Annotated in this window: 18 protein-coding genes; 17 read left to right on the forward strand and 1 reads right to left on the reverse strand. The window is 65.5% G+C overall.

The genetic code is table 11. The annotated features are described in order from the left end of the window. The first annotated feature begins 158 nt into the window (after positions 1-158). From E1264_RS09195 to E1264_RS09270, 17 genes are all read left to right on the forward strand, one after another. Positions 159-518 carry a hypothetical protein gene (locus tag E1264_RS09195; protein WP_132171617.1) on the forward strand — a complete coding sequence of 120 codons (360 nt, stop codon included), beginning with the start codon at positions 159-161 and terminating at the stop codon, positions 516-518. A gap of 331 nt (positions 519-849) precedes the next feature. Continuing rightward, positions 850-1,470, forward strand: a complete 621-nt coding sequence (locus tag E1264_RS09200) for a hypothetical protein (protein ID WP_132171619.1) — start codon at positions 850-852, stop codon at positions 1,468-1,470. 472 nt (positions 1,471-1,942) lie between these two features. Beyond that, positions 1,943-2,461, forward strand: a complete 519-nt coding sequence (locus tag E1264_RS09205) for a hypothetical protein (protein ID WP_132171621.1) — start codon at positions 1,943-1,945, stop codon at positions 2,459-2,461. Positions 2,462-2,578: 117 nt separating this feature from the next. Continuing rightward, complete coding sequence (locus E1264_RS09210) at positions 2,579-2,929, forward strand: ParB N-terminal domain-containing protein (RefSeq protein ID WP_165964080.1); 351 nt, start codon at positions 2,579-2,581, stop codon at positions 2,927-2,929. A 438-nt stretch (positions 2,930-3,367) separates the two neighbouring features. Continuing rightward, positions 3,368-4,156: a hypothetical protein gene (locus E1264_RS09215; protein WP_132171625.1), complete on the forward strand. Its 789-nt coding sequence runs from the start codon at positions 3,368-3,370 to the stop codon at positions 4,154-4,156. 214 nt (positions 4,157-4,370) lie between these two features. Continuing rightward, on the forward strand, positions 4,371-5,462 hold the full coding sequence (locus E1264_RS09220) for a DUF932 domain-containing protein (RefSeq protein WP_132171627.1): 1,092 nt from the start codon (positions 4,371-4,373) through the stop codon (positions 5,460-5,462). A 235-nt stretch (positions 5,463-5,697) separates the two neighbouring features. Then, on the forward strand, positions 5,698-6,216 hold the full coding sequence (locus tag E1264_RS09225) for a hypothetical protein (RefSeq protein WP_132171629.1): 519 nt from the start codon (positions 5,698-5,700) through the stop codon (positions 6,214-6,216). A 150-nt stretch (positions 6,217-6,366) separates the two neighbouring features. Further along, positions 6,367-6,741, forward strand: coding sequence for a hypothetical protein (locus E1264_RS09230; protein WP_132171631.1), 375 nt, complete (start codon positions 6,367-6,369; stop codon positions 6,739-6,741). A gap of 57 nt (positions 6,742-6,798) precedes the next feature. Continuing rightward, positions 6,799-7,179, forward strand: coding sequence for a hypothetical protein (locus tag E1264_RS09235; RefSeq protein WP_132171633.1), 381 nt, complete (start codon positions 6,799-6,801; stop codon positions 7,177-7,179). A 112-nt stretch (positions 7,180-7,291) separates the two neighbouring features. After that, positions 7,292-7,702, forward strand: a complete 411-nt coding sequence (locus tag E1264_RS09240; RefSeq protein WP_132171635.1) for a hypothetical protein — start codon at positions 7,292-7,294, stop codon at positions 7,700-7,702. Positions 7,703-7,811: 109 nt separating this feature from the next. Next, entirely contained in the window at positions 7,812-7,979 is a 168-nt protein-coding gene (locus E1264_RS43230; RefSeq protein ID WP_165964081.1) for a hypothetical protein, read from the forward strand. 274 nt (positions 7,980-8,253) lie between these two features. Next, a complete protein-coding gene (locus E1264_RS09245; protein WP_132171637.1) occupies positions 8,254-9,342 on the forward strand; it encodes a DUF3560 domain-containing protein in 1,089 nt (362 codons plus the stop codon). A gap of 194 nt (positions 9,343-9,536) precedes the next feature. Next, the gene (locus tag E1264_RS09250) at positions 9,537-11,093 is read left to right on the forward strand and encodes a YifB family Mg chelatase-like AAA ATPase (RefSeq protein ID WP_132171639.1); all 1,557 of its coding nucleotides are present in this window, start codon (positions 9,537-9,539) and stop codon (positions 11,091-11,093) included. A 385-nt stretch (positions 11,094-11,478) separates the two neighbouring features. Then, a complete protein-coding gene (locus E1264_RS09255) occupies positions 11,479-11,883 on the forward strand; it encodes a hypothetical protein (protein WP_132171641.1) in 405 nt (134 codons plus the stop codon). Positions 11,884-12,291: 408 nt separating this feature from the next. Beyond that, positions 12,292-13,389, forward strand: coding sequence for a DUF4192 domain-containing protein (locus E1264_RS09260; RefSeq protein ID WP_165964082.1), 1,098 nt, complete (start codon positions 12,292-12,294; stop codon positions 13,387-13,389). A gap of 565 nt (positions 13,390-13,954) precedes the next feature. Continuing rightward, positions 13,955-14,425 (forward strand): hypothetical protein, encoded by a 471-nt coding sequence (locus E1264_RS09265; protein ID WP_132171645.1) that lies wholly within the window; start codon positions 13,955-13,957, stop codon positions 14,423-14,425. 338 nt (positions 14,426-14,763) lie between these two features. Beyond that, entirely contained in the window at positions 14,764-15,261 is a 498-nt protein-coding gene (locus E1264_RS09270) for a hypothetical protein (RefSeq protein ID WP_132171647.1), read from the forward strand. A 4-nt stretch (positions 15,262-15,265) separates the two neighbouring features. Here E1264_RS09270 and E1264_RS09275 read toward each other — a convergent pair. After that, on the reverse strand, positions 15,266-17,052 hold a 1,787-nt coding region (locus E1264_RS09275), incomplete at its 5' end, for a BTAD domain-containing putative transcriptional regulator (RefSeq protein WP_207935810.1).

Consider the following 17,052-nt stretch of genomic DNA (forward strand, 5'->3'; position numbering starts at 1 on the left):
TCCGGTCACCTCTGCACACCCGCCGATACCGGTTCTCGGTCTGGCCCCACCCTCTCCCTTGCCAGAGGCATGAGCACGTCCGGCCCGTGACCGGGTCAAGGCACGCAGCCGCCGCTCGCGCCCCGTGCGGGCGGGCAATCGATGAGGGGGAATCCACCATGTCCACACCCACCGGCGACGCGATCACCGAGCAGTGGCTGTCTGAGCTGCTGACCGGACTCGGTGACAGCCCCGATCAGATTCACGCGACCCTCCGCAACGCGAAAGTCACTGGTCAGCAAGCCAGCCGATACGACTGCCCCCTGGCCCGTTACGTCGCCGACCATGCCCGCCAGCGGATGCCGTCGGCCCAGGTGAAGGCCCGCGTCTCTACCGGGGAAGTCGTCGTGGAGATCGAGGAATCCGACACCGGCGGGTACCGCGAGGTCGGCGCGGAGCAGCCCGAGGCCACGAAGAAGTTCGTACAGGCGTTCGACAGCGGCTCCTACCCCGACCTGATCGACCAGGCGGCCGCCTGAGGCCGACAACTACTCCAAGGATCCGGCTCATGCGCCGCGCGGACCCGTACAGGGCCCGCCTGATCGTCCCGCAGGTCTCTGGCGAGGGGGTGGGGACCTGCGGGACCCCGACCAATCGGCGCGCCGACGCTCGGCTTTGGCATGCGACGTCCAGACGAACGGGGGTTCCGGTGCGCTCGTACGTGCAGACGCTTCCTGACACCGCAACGTTCGGGACCTACGCCGAGCCGCTGCTGCCGCGAGCCCGCAAACGCACTCTTTCCGATCCGGTCCCGCAGGTCTCGAAGGGGGGACGGGACCTGCGGGACTCCCCATCTGCGGGAGGGATTCCATGACAACGATCGAGGTGAGCATCGACGTCCACCGCCTCGACGATGTGACCTTCACAGTGGACACCGGCGAGTTCCTGGAGGCTATCGGTCCGGTCGACCGCAAGGTCGAGGACGCCCTGAACGAGGCGTTGGACGCCTTCGTCGACGAGCACGCCTACTACCAGTCCGAACGGTGGTACAGCCTGCTCCACGAGCGCGATTCGCAGAAAGTGCTGCACCACGCGCTGGCGACCGCACTCGGAATCGACACCGACGAGGTATCCACCGACTACTCGTTCTGTACCTGCAACTTTGAGAACCATCTGTCCGAGGACTTCGGCGGCACCGTGTGGGATATTACCGACGGACGCCGGTTCTTGACCATCGAATCCGGTGCGCGTGGGTTCATGAACGCCAGCGTCGAGGTGCGCGCGATCACGTGCGAGGAACCGTCGTACGTCATCGCAGTCAACTCCACCGAGGTCCAGATCGGCTGCACCGCCTGCGAGTTCACGCTGGACACCGGACATGAGCGCGTCATATGGACCGACCTGACTCGTGAGGACGAGGACGGATGGGCGCGCGACGGGCTCTTCTGCCCGCGTTGCCAAGCCCCGCTGACCGCCGAGGTCGGGACCTGACCTGTCCCGCTTCCTGGCCGAGCGGGTGCGCTCCTTCCGGGAGCGCCTCATGGGGACGGAACCCGAAGGGGCGAAAGCCGCTGTCGGGAACGTGGTCCTGGGCGGACGCCCAGAAGGTGGGGTTCGACTCCTCCCGTCCCTGCTCAACGCACTTCACCACACGCACGGGAGGCGGAATCCGTGAGCGATTACAGCGTGACGCTGGATGTCCCCCAAGGAACCGACGGGCTACGCGTAGAGGTACGTCACCCCATTTGAGAACACCACGTACGCCGGGAGGCCGAACAGGGTCACCGCCCGGCAACTCCGGGCCGCAATGACCGTGCGCCAGGCCCTCGACTGCCGCGCCACCCGTCGCCATGACGGTGCCCGGCCGCTGGTGTGGTTGCCCAGCCTCCCCGGCTGTTCGTGAAGCCGACCAAGCGACCTCCGGGCAAGGGCCGACACCACAGCACAGGAGGGTGATCTGCTGATGATCGAACTTCCACATAGCAGCCTTAGCGTGCCGCATACCGACCTGCACGTCGTCAGCCTGCGGGAGGCCATGCACGCCAGTGGCGTTTCCTTCACCGCTGTCTTGGCGGTGGGACGGCGAATCGTCGGCGTCGCCGAGAACAACGGGCGCGGTGGTCCCACGAGTTTCCAACCCGGAGCGAGCGACATTTTCACGTTGCGGGACATGGAAGCGTTCGCCGCGCAGTGCCGACATGGCGGCCAACCGGTAGACGTCGGTGAGGTGCTGGATTGCCTGGTCGACGAGTACGACCTCGCTCGGCGCCTCGCCAGCGCGACACGGCTGCGGCGGACCCTGATCCGCGCGATCGTCGTGGATCGATACCCGCTCAACGTGGTCGAGGTCGCCCCGCCGGCAACGGACACCCAGCGCGCCGCCCTGATCGCGCACCTTGCCGACGTGCCCGTGCCCGACGGCGCCCGCTGGGAGATGTGGGACGGCCACCGCTGGTCCCCCTTGACCGGCCAGACACCGTAACCGACCGGGCCCGCAGGCCCCTTGTTCGGCCGCAGCGACGTGATGCCAGGCGCACGCTGCCCCGGCGAGCGTTCTGGAGACGCCGCTACCGATCGCAATCACACACGGAGGGAGCCGATGAGCGATCACGAAGTGTTTCAATTCCTGTCCTGGCGGTGGGATATCACCAAGGCCCAGGAGATCGCGGCCGAACTTCCAGTTCAGCGGGTCGACCCGAAGCCGTGGTTCGGATGGCTCGGCGCGATCGCGCTGAACGAGGATCACATCCCCACCGTCGCTCTGGACCGCCCGATCATTGCGGTGCGGCTCCGCGAGCTCGACGGCGCAGCAATGATCATCGACGGCTGGCATCGCATCGCCCGCGCCCAACGCGACGGTGTCACCGAACTGCCGATCGTGGTCCTGGATGAAGACCAGGAATACCAGGTGCGGATCTTCGGCGGCGACAAGCTTCCTTGCCCACCGTGAACCGGAGGTTCGGTGCCCGCTGGGAGTTCACTGATTACCGCGCCTAGCGCGACGAATACGTCCTGCAGCGCCCTGGCATCTACGCGGGGGTGACGGCCAAGGCGACACTGCACTGCCGTCCACCAGGGCTCGGCGCCATCGTCGTGGATGCCCGCATCCACATCGACCTGCGGGCCCGCACTACCCGCATCGTCACCGGCTGCCTGGTCCGAGGTCCGCGAGCAGGCCGACATCAAAGCCACGCAGCCGCGGCCCTTCTTCTCGCTCAGGGCGCTCGTCACCAGGGCAAACCAGAGCCGGTGACCGCGCACCAGGCGCGACATCCAGGGACGTGACGTCGCATTGCCGGGAGGAGAACGGCTCCTCCCCGTCGCACTGACTTTGCCCGATGACCAGCCAAGCACCGTCACCGGCCCCAGCCCGGAGAAAGGAGCCCCTTTGTCTTCAACCACGACCTACCGCGCGCAACGGGCCCTGACCCCTGACGAGCTGATCGCCATCAGGGAAGAGATCGAGGCCGCCGGAGGTCCTGTTGAGATCGTCGCCAGGGTGGCGCGCGCGGTGTTCACCGCCTTGCTGGCGCCGCTGGGCGAGTCGCTGGACGACTACAACCGCGACCGCCAGCTCTTTCCCGACCAATTCGCCATCCCGCAGACGCAATGGCAGTCGATCTGCGACGCGGCGCTGGACCGGGCCGACGCCTTCGGCGCCCGCGCCCTGCTGGCGCTGGAGCTGATCGACGTGATGCCGTGCAGCTGCCAGAACCCGGACGCGCCCGTCCCGCCGGTTGAGCGAGTCGATCAGCGCCCCTTTGAGCATGTGGTCACCGTCACGCGAGAGGCCACCGACGTCATCGCCGCCGCAAGTGCGCACTGCGATCGGCTCGCCGCCAGCTTTGGCATCGACTCGCAGGAATACCGCGAGGCGGTCACCACCTGGCAACACGGTCTATCCCGACTGTTCGCGATGGGCCTGGGTGCCCGGACTTACGTCACCCGCGATGGTGATCTGTCACTGCTGGTCCACTGCGAGTCGGGATTCCTCTACGGGATCGTCTTCCACCCGGTGCGGCGACGGTGCACCCGGGACGGGTGCCGCGCCGTGATCAACGACGACGGCAGGGCCTGGACCTACCTGCCTGACGACCCGAAATGCCCCGACGGCGACCACACCGCGTCCTACCCGCTGGACGGGCCCCATCCCGGGACCTGGCAGTTCCATTCCTGACCGCCCGTCCACGTCCAGCCCAGCGGCGAAACGCCCGACCAGCGCCGCATCGGCTGGCCGCTAACGCCCCGAGTGCTTGGGCCCTCGGGCGTGCTTGTCTCCCGGGGCGTCGCCGCCCACGCGGGGCCGCCCATGCAGCCGTCCGCCCCTTGCTGGGCCGCCCACGCGCTGGCCCGCGGCGTCCCGGGTCCTTCCCATGGAAAGGGAGTTCCGCATGTCCAAAGAGACCGTGAAGTGGCTGAACGAGAACACGCTGATCGGGTTCACCGACAAGCGCGGCACGGCTTGGCACTACCGGGCCGATCTGCAGAGTGCCGAACCCAACCACTATCCGGGCGCCATACCAGTCGGCGACGTCAGCCGTCGGCTGTTCAACTGGGAACCGGTCGAGCAGCCGATCTATGTCCCCTCCTCGGGGATGGAGTGGACGCCGAACGGGCACGTCCCGATCCCTGGCTCAGTGGAAGCGATCACTGATACCGGAGTGCTCAAGCTGGCCCCGCTCCCAGACCGCAAGGCCATCCAACGCTCCGACACTGGCCACACGATGGGAATCTTCACCGACTCCTACCAGCCACACGAATACAACGAGTGGCTGATCAACACCATCGCCACGCTGCTGGACGACGACCTGTCGATCGGATCGGCTGGACTGCTCAGGAACGGCGCGGTCGCGTGGGTGTCGGTCGAGGTCCCTGACAACGTCACGACCCCGGAAGGGGTGCAGTTTCGTCCCCACCTGTTCGGCGCAACGAGCTTCGACGGGTCGCTGGCCACCACGTTCAAGCGGGCCGTGACCAGCATCGTGTGCGACAACACGATGGCGGCCGGACTGGGCGAGACCGGCCAGCAGATCAAGATCAAGCACTCACGGCACTCCAAGCTGCGCATCGGCGAGGCCCGCGAGGCGCTCAATATCATCTACGAGGTCGCCGACGACTTCACCGCCGAGGTCACCGCACTCTGCCGCACCAGCGTCAGCGACGCCGAGTGGAGCGCGTTCCTGGACGCCCACGTGCCGATGCCCGACGAGCCGGGCCGCTCGCGCACCCTGGCCGAGAACAAGCGCGACACCCTGGCCCGGCTGTGGAACCACGACAACCGGGTCGCGCCGTGGAAGGGCACCGCCTGGGGCGTGGTCCAAGCGGTCAACACCTACACCCACCACGAGCAGACCGTCCGCGGCGCGGTACGAGCCGAACGGAACATGCTCCGCGCCGTCACCGGCGGCGTCGACGAGCTCGACCAGACCACCCTGCACACGCTGGCCACCGTGCAGAGCGACCCGAAGCTCCTTGCTGCCTAGCTCCCCGCCCGGAACGAGTCTCGGTGGGGTGCCCGTGCCCGGTGCGGCACAGCACCTCACCGAGCCGCAGCTGCGCCACACCCAATCACGTGTTACCTGGCAATGTGCGCCGCGAATTGAACGGCAATAAGGGCAAGGCCTTAGGAGCGAAATATCAGTCGACCGTACGTGATGCCACAAAGACGCGTCGACCATCGGATGCTACGGACCAAAGGAAGCCGTGAGGAGTGAAGCCATGAATGGCTGGGTCAAGGCATACGTGACGATCGATGGTCACGATGTCTTTCCCGCCGAAGTTGCGACTTGGACATCGTGGAACGGTGCCGCCTGCCCGCGTTTCACCAGACAGGTTGCCGAACGAGTCGTCGAGGCTGTCAGCACAACCAATCAGCGAGGCCCTTACGAGGACGCCAGGGAGTTGTCCTGGCAAGAGGACGTGATCATTTGCCGGGTCCCGGGAAGCGAGGACCAGGAGGGGTACGAGCCCGAACGGATTGAGCCCGACCACGACGGCAGGTACGCGATCGGGTGGAAGGCGTGGACCTGGTCGGAAGTGTGGTGTCAGGACGACACCCACTGCGGCGAGCCCGATGACCTAGCCGCCCCAGTGGCGATCCTCACATGGAGCGAGCCTGACCGGACCAGGCCCGATGCACAGCCCACCCTGACCGACGCAGCCTTCTGCGCTCCCTGCCTGGAGCGAGCGCGAGCCGCGCACCCAAAGGCCACCGTCACCACCCTGCCCCCGCTGTAGCCCACAGTGCCCCGCTTGGAGGCCAGGTGTCGCCAAGGCGGAACATGCGGCCGAGAACCGCCAGCCCCTCACAGAACAAGCCACACAAATACGCATCGGTGATCTCCTGAACCGCTGCCAGGTGGCTTCTCGCTTCAGAAAGGGGACGTCGTGAACGTTACCGTAACGGTCGAGATATACCACAACGTATCGAAAGACACAGCGGGCAGACCGCTGGGTTTTGATGGCTACCGGCAAGGTCATCCCGTGGTGAAAGTGTTCGAGTTTCCCATGGAAGCCAACGAGAGCACCGAGCCGATTCTCTTCGCAGAGACGGCGTTTCAGATCGGCAACGAGGTCCATGAACTCAGCGCGGACTATTATCGCCGCCGCCTTCGCTCGCTCAGCGTCGGAGACGTGGTCAAGATCGGGCTGCTTTGGCTGTCGTGCGAACCGGTCGGCTGGCGGCCTATTACCGATCACACCCCCATCGACATCACCGCCACCCACGAGGGCGAACACGGCACGCAACCGTGGAGATCCTGATCGCGTTCGAGAACGTCAGTCGGGGCCGCCTTCGGTGAACCGACATGCGGATGCCGGGTGCGTGATATCGAGAACCGCCCTAGGGGTGCGCGACTCAATGAGGCGAACGCAGCCCAGGAATCAGGCACCGCGCGGGCCACCAAGGGCAATCTAAGAAAGGGGGAAGGACTAGTGAGTTTCAACTGGCCTGCATCATCCGGATGGCAAGCCACCAACGGCGACACCATCAAACACCTCATCGCCTGGCAATGGCAGGCCGGTCAGCTGATCTGCGTGTCATGCATGCCGATCGGGACCGGGCTGGAGCTGTCCGACCGATTCCCTGAATGGTCTGACGCGATCGGTGAGGTCTATCCCTGGACCATCGCCGACAACGCGGTGCAAGACAACTTGATCTGCGACGCTTGCGGTCAACCGATCGCTCCTCAGACCGCTTAGCAAGACCGGGATCGGCGCACGAATTTTCACGAAGTCCGCCCTTATCTGGGTCTCCAGCCAGGTGGTATCAGGATCCAGGATGCCCGCTCCTGTACCGAGATATCTGAGAGGCGTGTCGATGATCTATAAGAGTCAGGTCACCGAGGACTCACCACGAGCGGTCCGGGAAATGCTCAAGACACTTGCCCGGCTGGCAGGCGAGCGTGAGGATGACGCTGCCCGTTGGGCAACTACGCTGAACGATGCGGAAAGCAAGCACCAGCGATCGCGGACGACAGATACCTGGAAGCGACTGAACGACGAGGCGCGCATCGCGCGGTCCAAGGCCGACACTGCGCGTCATCTGCTCATCCAGGCATGGCTTGCGGCCGGGTACGACGACGAGGGCCGACGATGGATCTCCTACACCGAGGCCGAGCGATTCGCCGACGCAATGATCAAGGTCGCACTTGCCGAACGCTGCACCTCCGGATTGAGCCTGGATTTGGACGATGTCTTCACCGGCAGGATCGAGGTGAATTGACATGCTCCGGGGGTCCAATCGAGTCGGCTGCTGTCATTTGGCCTGTACGGGCGTGATTGAGGCGTGGGCGCCGTTGTGGCTCAGTCTGCACGCCGACGGAACCTGGTCGGTGTACGGGGTCGGAGACGAATCGGCCGAGATCATCTGCGACGAGCACGGCCACGACAACCTCACCACGGTCCTCCACAAAAGCCTGACCGCGTTCCTGGACGAGTTGCTGCCCAACGCCACCTGGGAGGGCGCACGGCCCGCACCGGGAGACGTGCCGGATCTGTGACCTCGTCGCACACGCAAGGGCGCGACGCCAAGTGTCAACAGGTCCCAGTGGTTTCGATGCTCAGCCCCGAACATGAGCCACGTTTCGGTGACCACGGCGCTCAACAATCTGCGCGACGCCGCTGACCACGGCTACCACTGGCTCGTATCACGTTGAGCAAAGCAACCTCATCTTCAGCTTGGAACGCGGCATCCCGCCAATACCCGGCGAATAGGGCCATCAGACGAATAGCTGAGCCCAGATTCCAGATACGTACGGAGTTAGGGGGATTGGTATGCCCATTGCGATCAGGCATAACCGTGAAGACGGGACCTTGATCGATGGATCGGAAAGGGGCGACGGCGTCTATGAGGTCCTGCGCGGCTTGCGGTGTGGATGGCGGTGGATGCCCTCGATCGGCAGGATCGGACTGCGATCCAGCCGGTTCAAAGCGGCCAAGAGGTACGAGATCGAGCAGGCCGCGCAAGCATTGCGGGCGGCTGGGCACGATGTAGAGGTCGACATCGACGATGCGACGCTGCCTGCGACCGGCTTCGCCGGGCAGGAGGCCGAGCGGTCCCAACGCGCCGACCAGCGCACGGACCGCTACGCCGACTACGCAGACAACGCGGCGGCGCGCAGCGAGGCGGCGTACGCGCGCTACCGCCAGTCCGCCGACAACTGGCCCTTGGGGCAACCGCTCATCTCCGGCTCGGCGCGCGCCGCGCACCGGCGGATGATGGGCGCCCACGACACCTCCATGGCCGAACGGGACAAGGCCCGGTACTGGGCAGGAAGACAGCGAGCCGCCCAAGCCCACCAGCACCATCGGGAAGCGCTGCCAACCGTGCTGCGCCGCATCGAGCGGCTGGAACAACAGCGCCGGCGCCTGGTGCGGCTGCTTGAGGGCGAGTACCGATGGATCGACGACGACGGTGGCCCCGCGCTCATGCGCCGCAGCGGCGACATCTACCGCAAGGTGGCCCCCGCACCCGCCGATGCCGCCCGATGGACCGCCGACCTGATCCAACTCGACGGAGAGCTTGGCTACTGGCGTGACGTGGTTGCCGACAAGCAAAGGGCCGGGCAGAAGGTCTGGACCAAGAACGACTTCAGCGTGGGCGACTTCGTGAAGCAGCACGGCACCTGGTTCGAGGTCGTGCGGGTCAACAAAAAGTCGGTCACGGTGCCGTGGATGATCGGCGGAGTCACCCGCGGGATCTACACCGTCGCCGATGCTCGCCGCCAATTTCCGCAGGACAAGAAGATCAGCACCGACACGATTCCCTATGACAAGGTCGAGGGCCGCGCATCAGCAAAGGAGATCCAGGAGGCGATGACGCGCACCCAAGCCAAGAACCGCCATTCCGGGTCTGATCACTAGCCAACGCAACCCGAGATGGACCCACCCGCTCGTCCCGTCGTGTTCAGGATAGTAACGCCCGTGAGTACCAGCAATCTCGTAACTTCCTTTGTGCGCTGGTACGAGCAGCGAAGAACCTTTATTTCACCGAAGCTGATCCCGCCTTGTGGCATCTTGCTCGTCTCGCCCTACGCAAACGAAAGGATTGATGTGCCATGGATATGGGCCGTACTCGCGCGATCGCGCTGCTGGGCGTTGAGGGCACCGTGGTGGATGTCGAAGCGTCGATTACTGATGGGACGGCTGGATTGCACCTGATGGGGCTTCCTGAAACGGCGCGTGACCAGATCCGCGATCGCGCCCGCGCCGCCATCTTCAATTCCGACCAGCACTTCCCTCACCGCCATGTCGCGGTCAACTTCTTCCCGATCAGCCTGCCCAAGCACGGCAGCGGCTTCGACCTGGCCATCGCCGTTGCCATCCTGACGGCCAGCGGCACCATCCCCGCCCAGGCGTGCATGAGCATGGTGCTGATCGGTGAGCTGGGTCTGGATGGTCGGGTTCGGTCAGTGCCCGGTGTTCTGCCCGCCGTCTTAGCGGCCGTCGACGCTGGTGTGACCGTGGTGGTCGTGCCCGACGCCAATGTCGCTGAGGCATCGCTGGTGCCAGGCGTCGAGGTGATCGGCGTCTCCTCGCTGCGCGAGCTGATCGCGCACCTGCGCGGTTTGCCACCGCCCGATGACGGCGACGACGTTCACGAAGGCACCCCTCACACAGCACACCCCGCCGCTGGGCTACCCGGCGCACTGGATCTGGCTGAGGTAAAAGGGCACGCCAGCGGGCGCAGGGCGGTCGAAGTGGCCGCCGCAGGCGGTCACCACCTCGCTCTGGTCGGCCCCATCCGCACAGGAGCGACGATGCTCGCCGAGCGGCTGCCCGGCCTGTTGCCCGACCTCGATCACGACGCCGCGCTGGAGGTGACCGCCCTTCACTCCGTCGTAGGAGGTCTCCCTCTCGACGAGCCCTTGATGACCCGGCCTCCGTTCCGCGCGCCGCACCACACGTCGTCGCGAGCCGCCATCCTCGGCGGCAGCAGGAGCCACACCGTTCACCCTGGGGCGGTATCTCTCGCCCACCGAGGAGTGCTGTTCCTGGAGGACGTCCCCGAATTCGCCGTCCAGACGCTGGCGTCGCTGGTCCGGCCTCTTGAGGACGGGACGGTGCGCGTCAGCGGAGACTGCGGGATCGTGGCCTTCCCAGCTCGTCCGATCGCGGTGCTGGCCGCCCACCCGTGTCCTTGCGGGGCACCGACCTCGCAGGCGTGCACGTGCCCGTCCGGCGTCCGCCAGCGCTACCTGGCCCGGCTCCCCCAGTCACTTCTGAACCGCGTCGCAATCAAACACCGGCTCGCCCCGGCATCGCAGGCCGATCTTCGCCGTGACCTGGCCGGAGTCGAGTCCAGCAGGCGCGTCGCCGACCGGGTCAAGGCCGCCCGTGACCGCGCCGCGCACCGGCTGGTGGACACGTCGTGGCGCACCAACGACGAGGTCCCCGGCCCGGAGCTGCGGCACCGTTTCACCCCACCGGCGCAGGCGACCGCGATGCTCGATGCCGCGCTCTCCGATGGCCGGCTGACTCCACGCGGCCTCGACCAGGTGCTTCGGCTGTCTTGGACCTTCGCTGATCTCGCCGGTAGCACCGCACCGAGCCCCGAGGACATCACCACGGCTATGCGTATGTGGGACGGCTTCAGCGTACCGTCGGCCAGCTGAATCGAATAACCCCCTTCCACCCTTATATCGCCCTGAAGGGGGTTATACACGCATGCGTAAGAGTGGTCTGGTCGTCGGGAGATTTTTCGCACGGTGTCGACTCGCCTACCGAGACGACACCAACCAGGTACATCTATGCGACACGAAATTCGATAGTCCGTCCGAATTCGTAAAACACATGGCGGACGTGCACGCGCGTACGCAACCCCGGTCCCCCAGGGAGCGCAAGTGGCGACGCCCGCAACGGTCCCGACTGCTGTATGAGCCAAAGGAGTTCGGGATTGGCGCCTGGGTCACGTTCGCGGAAAGCCGTGACGGCAAGGTTGTCCTGCGGCGTGGACAGGTGTGGTCCTTGGGCCCGCCCCGAGTGGGCCACAGCCGGTGGGTGGTCCCCGACGACGGTGGCGATGCGGTCGTGGTGAGGATCAATCAGCGCCCGGTCCTCAGCAGCGAGACCCTGCTGGACGTCGTCCCCGGCTACAGCGTGCAACGGCAGAACCTGCGGCGCGCAGAGAATCTGCGCCGTTTCGGTCGGCTGTTCCCTGTGGTGGTTAGCAAGGATTGGGAATACACACGGTCCGGGGGTAAGACGCTGGTCGAGACCTGGTGCTGGCATGTTAACCCGAAGTGCCCGGACGCGGTCGGCAAACCGGCCCCTTCTGAACAAACCCAGCCCTTTAACATCAATCAGGTTGTTCTGGATTTGATCAACGGACGGATCAACGCTTCAGCCTCGCGCTTTTGCCGCCGCTGTTTCTGGCTCGACGGCGCCGGTGGCATACCTGCCTGACCAAGTGAACTGCCTTAACCGAGGCCAAAGCGCTAGCGCACGTGACGCAGCACCCAAAGCCCGGGAGAGCCAGCGGGCCGCAGTACCGGTCGCCGCTCACGGCGATCTGTACCGCCATGGAGGGGCCTCCCCGACGCCCGCAATGTCATGGTGCCACTGGCCAATCACAGCGCTTTGCGTCCGATGCTGGCCAAACAGCTCGTCGTGGAACTCCGCAATGTCCGGGGAAGTGGGAGACCGCACCTCCGTACAGGTGGCGGGGCCCAGTAACACGGACCCCATGCGTCCCCCTCCTTTTCTTGCCCCTTCCAATCGACGTAGAGGATGTGAATTCGTATGACAAGCGAACCTGAGCCGAGGCCGTTTACTGCCGCGTCGAAGGACACAGAGGAGAAGGTGGGCGACGGAATGGAGCCCTCACGCCTTGTCGTCACCGCCCCGGTGGACGCGATCGCATTGGCGGCCTACATGGTGGGATTTCACCCGTCGCTCAGCCTGGTGGTCGTCGGTATCTCCGACCAGGGACGTTCGATGGTGATGCGGCGAGATCTTACGCCAGCATGCCGAGTCACCGACGTCGATACCAGCGATCTCGACCGTGAGGGAGCCGAGTCGATCGATGAATGCCTGGTGTCGATGCTTGAACGCAACAAGATGTCTTCGGTGCTTCTGCTCGGGTACGGACCCGAGGAGCAGGTGACGCCCGCGCTGAACAGCGTTCTGCAATTCGCAGAGCAGGCCGAACTGCGTGTGTTGGTGGCGTTGCGCGTCGACCAGGGTCGCTGGTGGTCCTACACGTGCCAGGACCCCGATTGCTGCCCACCGGAGGGCACCGCTTATGACATCAGCACCAGCATGGTCGCCGCACAGGCGACGCTTGCCGGACACGTCGTGCTTCGCGACCGCGACCAACTCATCGATTCGGTCGCGGCTCTCGAAGGACCAGTGCGTACGGCAATGCGGCAGGCGACCGAACGCGCCGAGCAGCGGATGCGTGAACGGATCGCCGTTGGCGATACTCCCGCCGACAACGCTGCGCAGGTGGTGGAGGAAGGCCAGAGGCTCATTGCGGAGCTCGCCGACCGGATCCGCGGCGAGCGGGTCCAGCTCACCGACGATGAGGCCGCCTGGCTCGGGCTTCTGCTGCTCAGCAGTCGGCTACGGGACGAGGCGTGGGTCCGCATCGACGTCGACCACCTGCGCCAGCACATCGCGTTCTGGCAGGACCTGACCCGCCGGGTACAGGAGCCTTATGTCGCGGCTCCGGCGAGCCTTCTGGCCTACGCAGCTTTCGCGAGTGGAGACGGTGGACTAGCCAACGTAGCTCTTGACCGTGCCGAGGCTGCCGACCCGTCCTACACGATGGCGCGCCTGCTCCGTGAGGTCATTGTGGCGGGCATCCCCCCGGAACACGCACGGCTGGACATCACACCCGAAGACCTGGCCGCTGCCCGCAGCGAGCAAGGACCTGCCCAAGGCGACGAGGGCTCCAGTAGTCCGTCGTAGTTGCGAATCACCCTTCATCCGCGGCACAGGGACTGCTCCGTTGATTCGCCAGTCCGGGCCCGAGGCGGCAGTGGCGGGGCGGATCAGGGGTCGTGCAGGTCGACTGGGCGGCAGGAAAGGCACCGGACGGGTAGTCGCGAGAGCCCGAGCTCGTACGGGGCGAGGCGGGCAGCAATCTGGTCGGCCTGGCTCCCGCGATCGCCGTGGTCTCCAGGATCCGTCCCGCTGGGGCCGTCACGGACCTCCCTGCTCAGATCAGCGATCCTGGGCAACTTCTACGCCTTACTCGATACCGCCCATGACGGGCTCACCCGCAACCCGAACGGCACGATCGCCTCGATCGTCGATGACTTCGAGGCCACCCGCCAAGCCCGACCGAGCTGGGATCGGCGCACCCCGCACACGCTGCGCTCTAGTGCGCCGGTCCGCATGGCGCGCGGCGAGCCGGTCGGCGATGTCGTCCGCCTCAGCCCGGCGAGCGGCCTGCAGAGGAGTCGGGCCGAGGGGTCGCTGGCCGTTGAAGGCTGAAGCTAGCTTCTGCACCAACCGAAATCGGAGATTACTGATGAAGGACTTCGCCCTTAATGAGAAGGTGGCGCGGGACTGGCTGACCGAGCTTGCCGTGGCCCACGAGTTGGCTGGTCTCGATTGCCCAAGTGGGAATCGAGATGGAGGAGCGGGACCCCAAGTTCATCTTGCCTGGCAGCCCCGCGAGCCCGGCCAGGAGGACGTTGTCTCCCGCTTGATCGAGGGAGCCCACGAGCAAACGGATGTCCTCTCCCATTCCGAACACGCTGCGGTTGGCATTGAGTTCATCGATGACGGGAATGATTGGTGTTACCGATTTCTCCTGCACATCATCTCTCCCGTCTCGGTGACTCTTGCCGCCCCAGCAACGGAGGTTGCTCAACTGGGTGATGATTCGGTGTACGGAGTTGAAGCAGCGATCAGCATTCTCCGCGAGGCCCAGCGGTCTGCGAACTCACTCCTCGGCCAACTCCAAGGATTTGTCGCAGCGACGAGCCATGATATTTAATGCGTTCACGTCACCCGCGCACAGAGAATCGGGAGCTGGCCACCGCCACCGAAGTCGAGAGGGTCGGCCCCGCATACGGAGGGACCGACCCCTTTGATCTAATCCCTACCTAGTTGAGCAGAACACAGTAGGAGACCGATCGTCACCATGGTAAGCCTTCGGCTACAAGACCGCTAAGGCTCATCTGGTCACTGCCATACGCGACCGTCCCGGTTGACTTTGGTCACGAGTAGCTGCCCGCAACGCCGATCGCCAGCCCGGCCCCTAGCTCCTCCACGGCTCCCGTTCCCGACCGGGAACCTTGCTCCCGTATGGATGGGGTGGAAGGGTGGTGCCAGATGAACGACGACCTTGCGGCGGTGCTCTTCGACGTGGTGGAACGCCAGGAGCGGCACATCCTGGCCGACGAGTACCTGGCGATCGCCGCGCTCGACGGGGAACGCAGGTTGATCCTCAGTGACTACGACTACCTGCGAGACCGCGCCGCCGCTGTCGCGTTCGAGCAACGAGTGGCCGCTCACGGCCGCCGGGTTGCCGCGGTCCGATGGGTCCTGGCCGTCCCCCAGGTCTGGGTGATCAACGAGCGTGACGTGGCCGCTCGTTCCCCCTCCCCTCACCCGTTGCGCGCCGACGAGGAGGAGTGCGTCACCTGGATGGGCTTTGATCAAGAAGACGGTATCGACTACGGCCTCGTGCCCTACGCGCGCCGCCCTAGCGGCCAACCCGTCTTCGACGAGCCCAAGGTGTTCAACGTACCGCTCATCCCCGGCGACCTCATGCCAGGGCACACACTATTGCGCGCATTTTTGGACGATGAATCTTCGGCTGATTACTAAGGTCTCAGCGACGGCCACGAGGGTTGAGAAGCCGCCACAGGAGTTGTTGAGTTTCCTCGCTCGGATCGACTGCTAGATCCTCCAGGGAGGTCTCCAAGAGGCGATAGGTGCGCCGTACCGCGTCTGACCGCCCGAGCTTGGCCTGCAGAGTCATGATGTGCTGGTAGATCTCCTCGGCGTAGCGGTCGAGCGAGCGCGCGCGTTCGAGGACACTGAGAGCGCGCTCGGGTTCGTGACGCTCGTAGAGGATGGCCAGGTGGATCAAGGCTTCGCCGGCTTGGCGCCGAAGCGTCTCCCGCTCGGGTTCGATCCATTCGTATGCCTGCTCAAATGATGCCTCAGCGGCCAGGTGCCCCTGGTAGATGTCGGCGGCCTCCTGCAGCAACGCCGCCTGATCCTGGTCGCGATCGGCCTGTGACGCCTCATGCACTGCGGTGTGGAAACGCCACAGGTCAACGCTGATGAGCTCGGGATCGATGGCGTAGCGATCCGCGGTCCTGACGATGAAGTTCTCGTCGATTCGTCCGGTAGCTCGTTTGAGGGTCTGGCGGGTCTCGTGCAGCAGGGCGTGAAAGCGCATCACGGCATGTTTGTGGTCGACGTCCGGCCACAGCGCCGCCACGATCGCGTCGCGGCTGGCGCCTTCGGCGTGGACGGCCAGATGGGTTAGCAACTCCCGGCCCTTGCCACGTATACCGGTCTCCAGAATTTCGCCGTCGACTCTCACAGTCGGATGCCCTAGAACCTGCAAACGGACAGGGCAATCCCCGATCGACTGCGCTGCTTGGGGTGCCGGTGGCACCGGCCGCGCCACGGACACCGCCGAGCGCGCGACCGTCGTCGTCTGCGTCGCGGGCTGGGATTCTGGTTCACGCTCTGGGGCACCGTGGGCGCTGCGGATCAGTTGGAGGACCTGGTCGGCGTCCTGTTGCTCGACGTGAAACATGCGTAGTCCGTCCCAAATGTCGCTGCCCGCACCAGTCGAGGAGGTGACGTGTGCCGCGTCATCGAGATGCACCGTGGGGCCGGCCGGGTGTTCGCCGAGCGTGATGATGGCGATGTCGTAGCTGGCTGCCGCCACCGTTACGGCTTCCAAGCGGTGCTGATGCTCCGGGGCGGAGGTAGCGACCAAGACCAGACGGGGCAAGGGCTCGGTCGGGTCGGCGTGGCGGATCGCCGTTAGGTCCTGGTTGTCGGTTGCGGTGTCGAGCAGACGAGCACGGTGGATGCGCTCGGACTCCAGCAGCTGAATTGCCGCATTCAGATCAGCGGTGACGTGCAGGGCATGGGCGTACTGGGTGAGCTCGTCGACCTGTTCGGGGTTGAGTGCGAGCACCTGGATAGCCTCGCCGCGAGGGATGATGATCTCCACTTCGTGGTCGCCCGCGTGCATCAGGAGCGTCAGCAGCAGTGCTCGGGCGACCGCGATCCCGCCAGGGCCTTCCAGTCCGACGACGAGTCCGCTGATCGGAACCGCGATCTCTTGGTCTTCACGTACTCCCAGGACAATCCGACCGCTGGATGGCAGCGGAAACAGGTGGAGCCGGTTGGGCTCGCCGGGCGGCGGTTGAGGATCGGTGTTTCGGGCTTCACGGCTGAGGTCGACGCGCCGTAGCCGTCGGATGGTCGGCGGCGGGGGCGGCTCGCTGCGGCTCAGATCAGGGCCGGTGGCGGGCGTGCGGTGCCGGCGGCGCCGGTGCAGCCGGGTGACTACGAGCGCGGTCCCGACACCGGCTGCGAACGAGAGTCCGACGACGGCACCGGACGGGAGATCCACCGTGAATGGGTGAT

This window comes from Actinomadura sp. KC216 (assembly GCF_004348535.1).
Classification (GTDB): Bacteria; Actinomycetota; Actinomycetes; order Streptosporangiales; family Streptosporangiaceae; genus Spirillospora.

What these genes read in the sequence shown, in the direction of transcription:
- E1264_RS09250 (WP_132171639.1), top strand. Translation starts at nt 9,537, where the DNA reads ATGGATATGGGCCGTACTCGCGCGATCGCGCTGCTGGGCGTTGAGGGC.
- E1264_RS09260 (WP_165964082.1), top strand. Translation starts at nt 12,292, where the DNA reads ATGGAGCCCTCACGCCTTGTCGTCACCGCCCCGGTGGACGCGATCGCA.
- E1264_RS09210 (WP_165964080.1), top strand. Translation starts at nt 2,579, where the DNA reads ATGAGCGATCACGAAGTGTTTCAATTCCTGTCCTGGCGGTGGGATATC.
- E1264_RS09245 (WP_132171637.1), top strand. Translation starts at nt 8,254, where the DNA reads ATGCCCATTGCGATCAGGCATAACCGTGAAGACGGGACCTTGATCGAT.
- E1264_RS09205 (WP_132171621.1), top strand. Translation starts at nt 1,943, where the DNA reads ATGATCGAACTTCCACATAGCAGCCTTAGCGTGCCGCATACCGACCTG.
- E1264_RS09220 (WP_132171627.1), top strand. Translation starts at nt 4,371, where the DNA reads ATGTCCAAAGAGACCGTGAAGTGGCTGAACGAGAACACGCTGATCGGG.
- E1264_RS09270 (WP_132171647.1), top strand. Translation starts at nt 14,764, where the DNA reads ATGAACGACGACCTTGCGGCGGTGCTCTTCGACGTGGTGGAACGCCAG.
- E1264_RS09195 (WP_132171617.1), top strand. Translation starts at nt 159, where the DNA reads ATGTCCACACCCACCGGCGACGCGATCACCGAGCAGTGGCTGTCTGAG.
- E1264_RS09225 (WP_132171629.1), top strand. Translation starts at nt 5,698, where the DNA reads ATGAATGGCTGGGTCAAGGCATACGTGACGATCGATGGTCACGATGTC.
- E1264_RS09200 (WP_132171619.1), top strand. Translation starts at nt 850, where the DNA reads ATGACAACGATCGAGGTGAGCATCGACGTCCACCGCCTCGACGATGTG.
- E1264_RS09265 (WP_132171645.1), top strand. Translation starts at nt 13,955, where the DNA reads ATGAAGGACTTCGCCCTTAATGAGAAGGTGGCGCGGGACTGGCTGACC.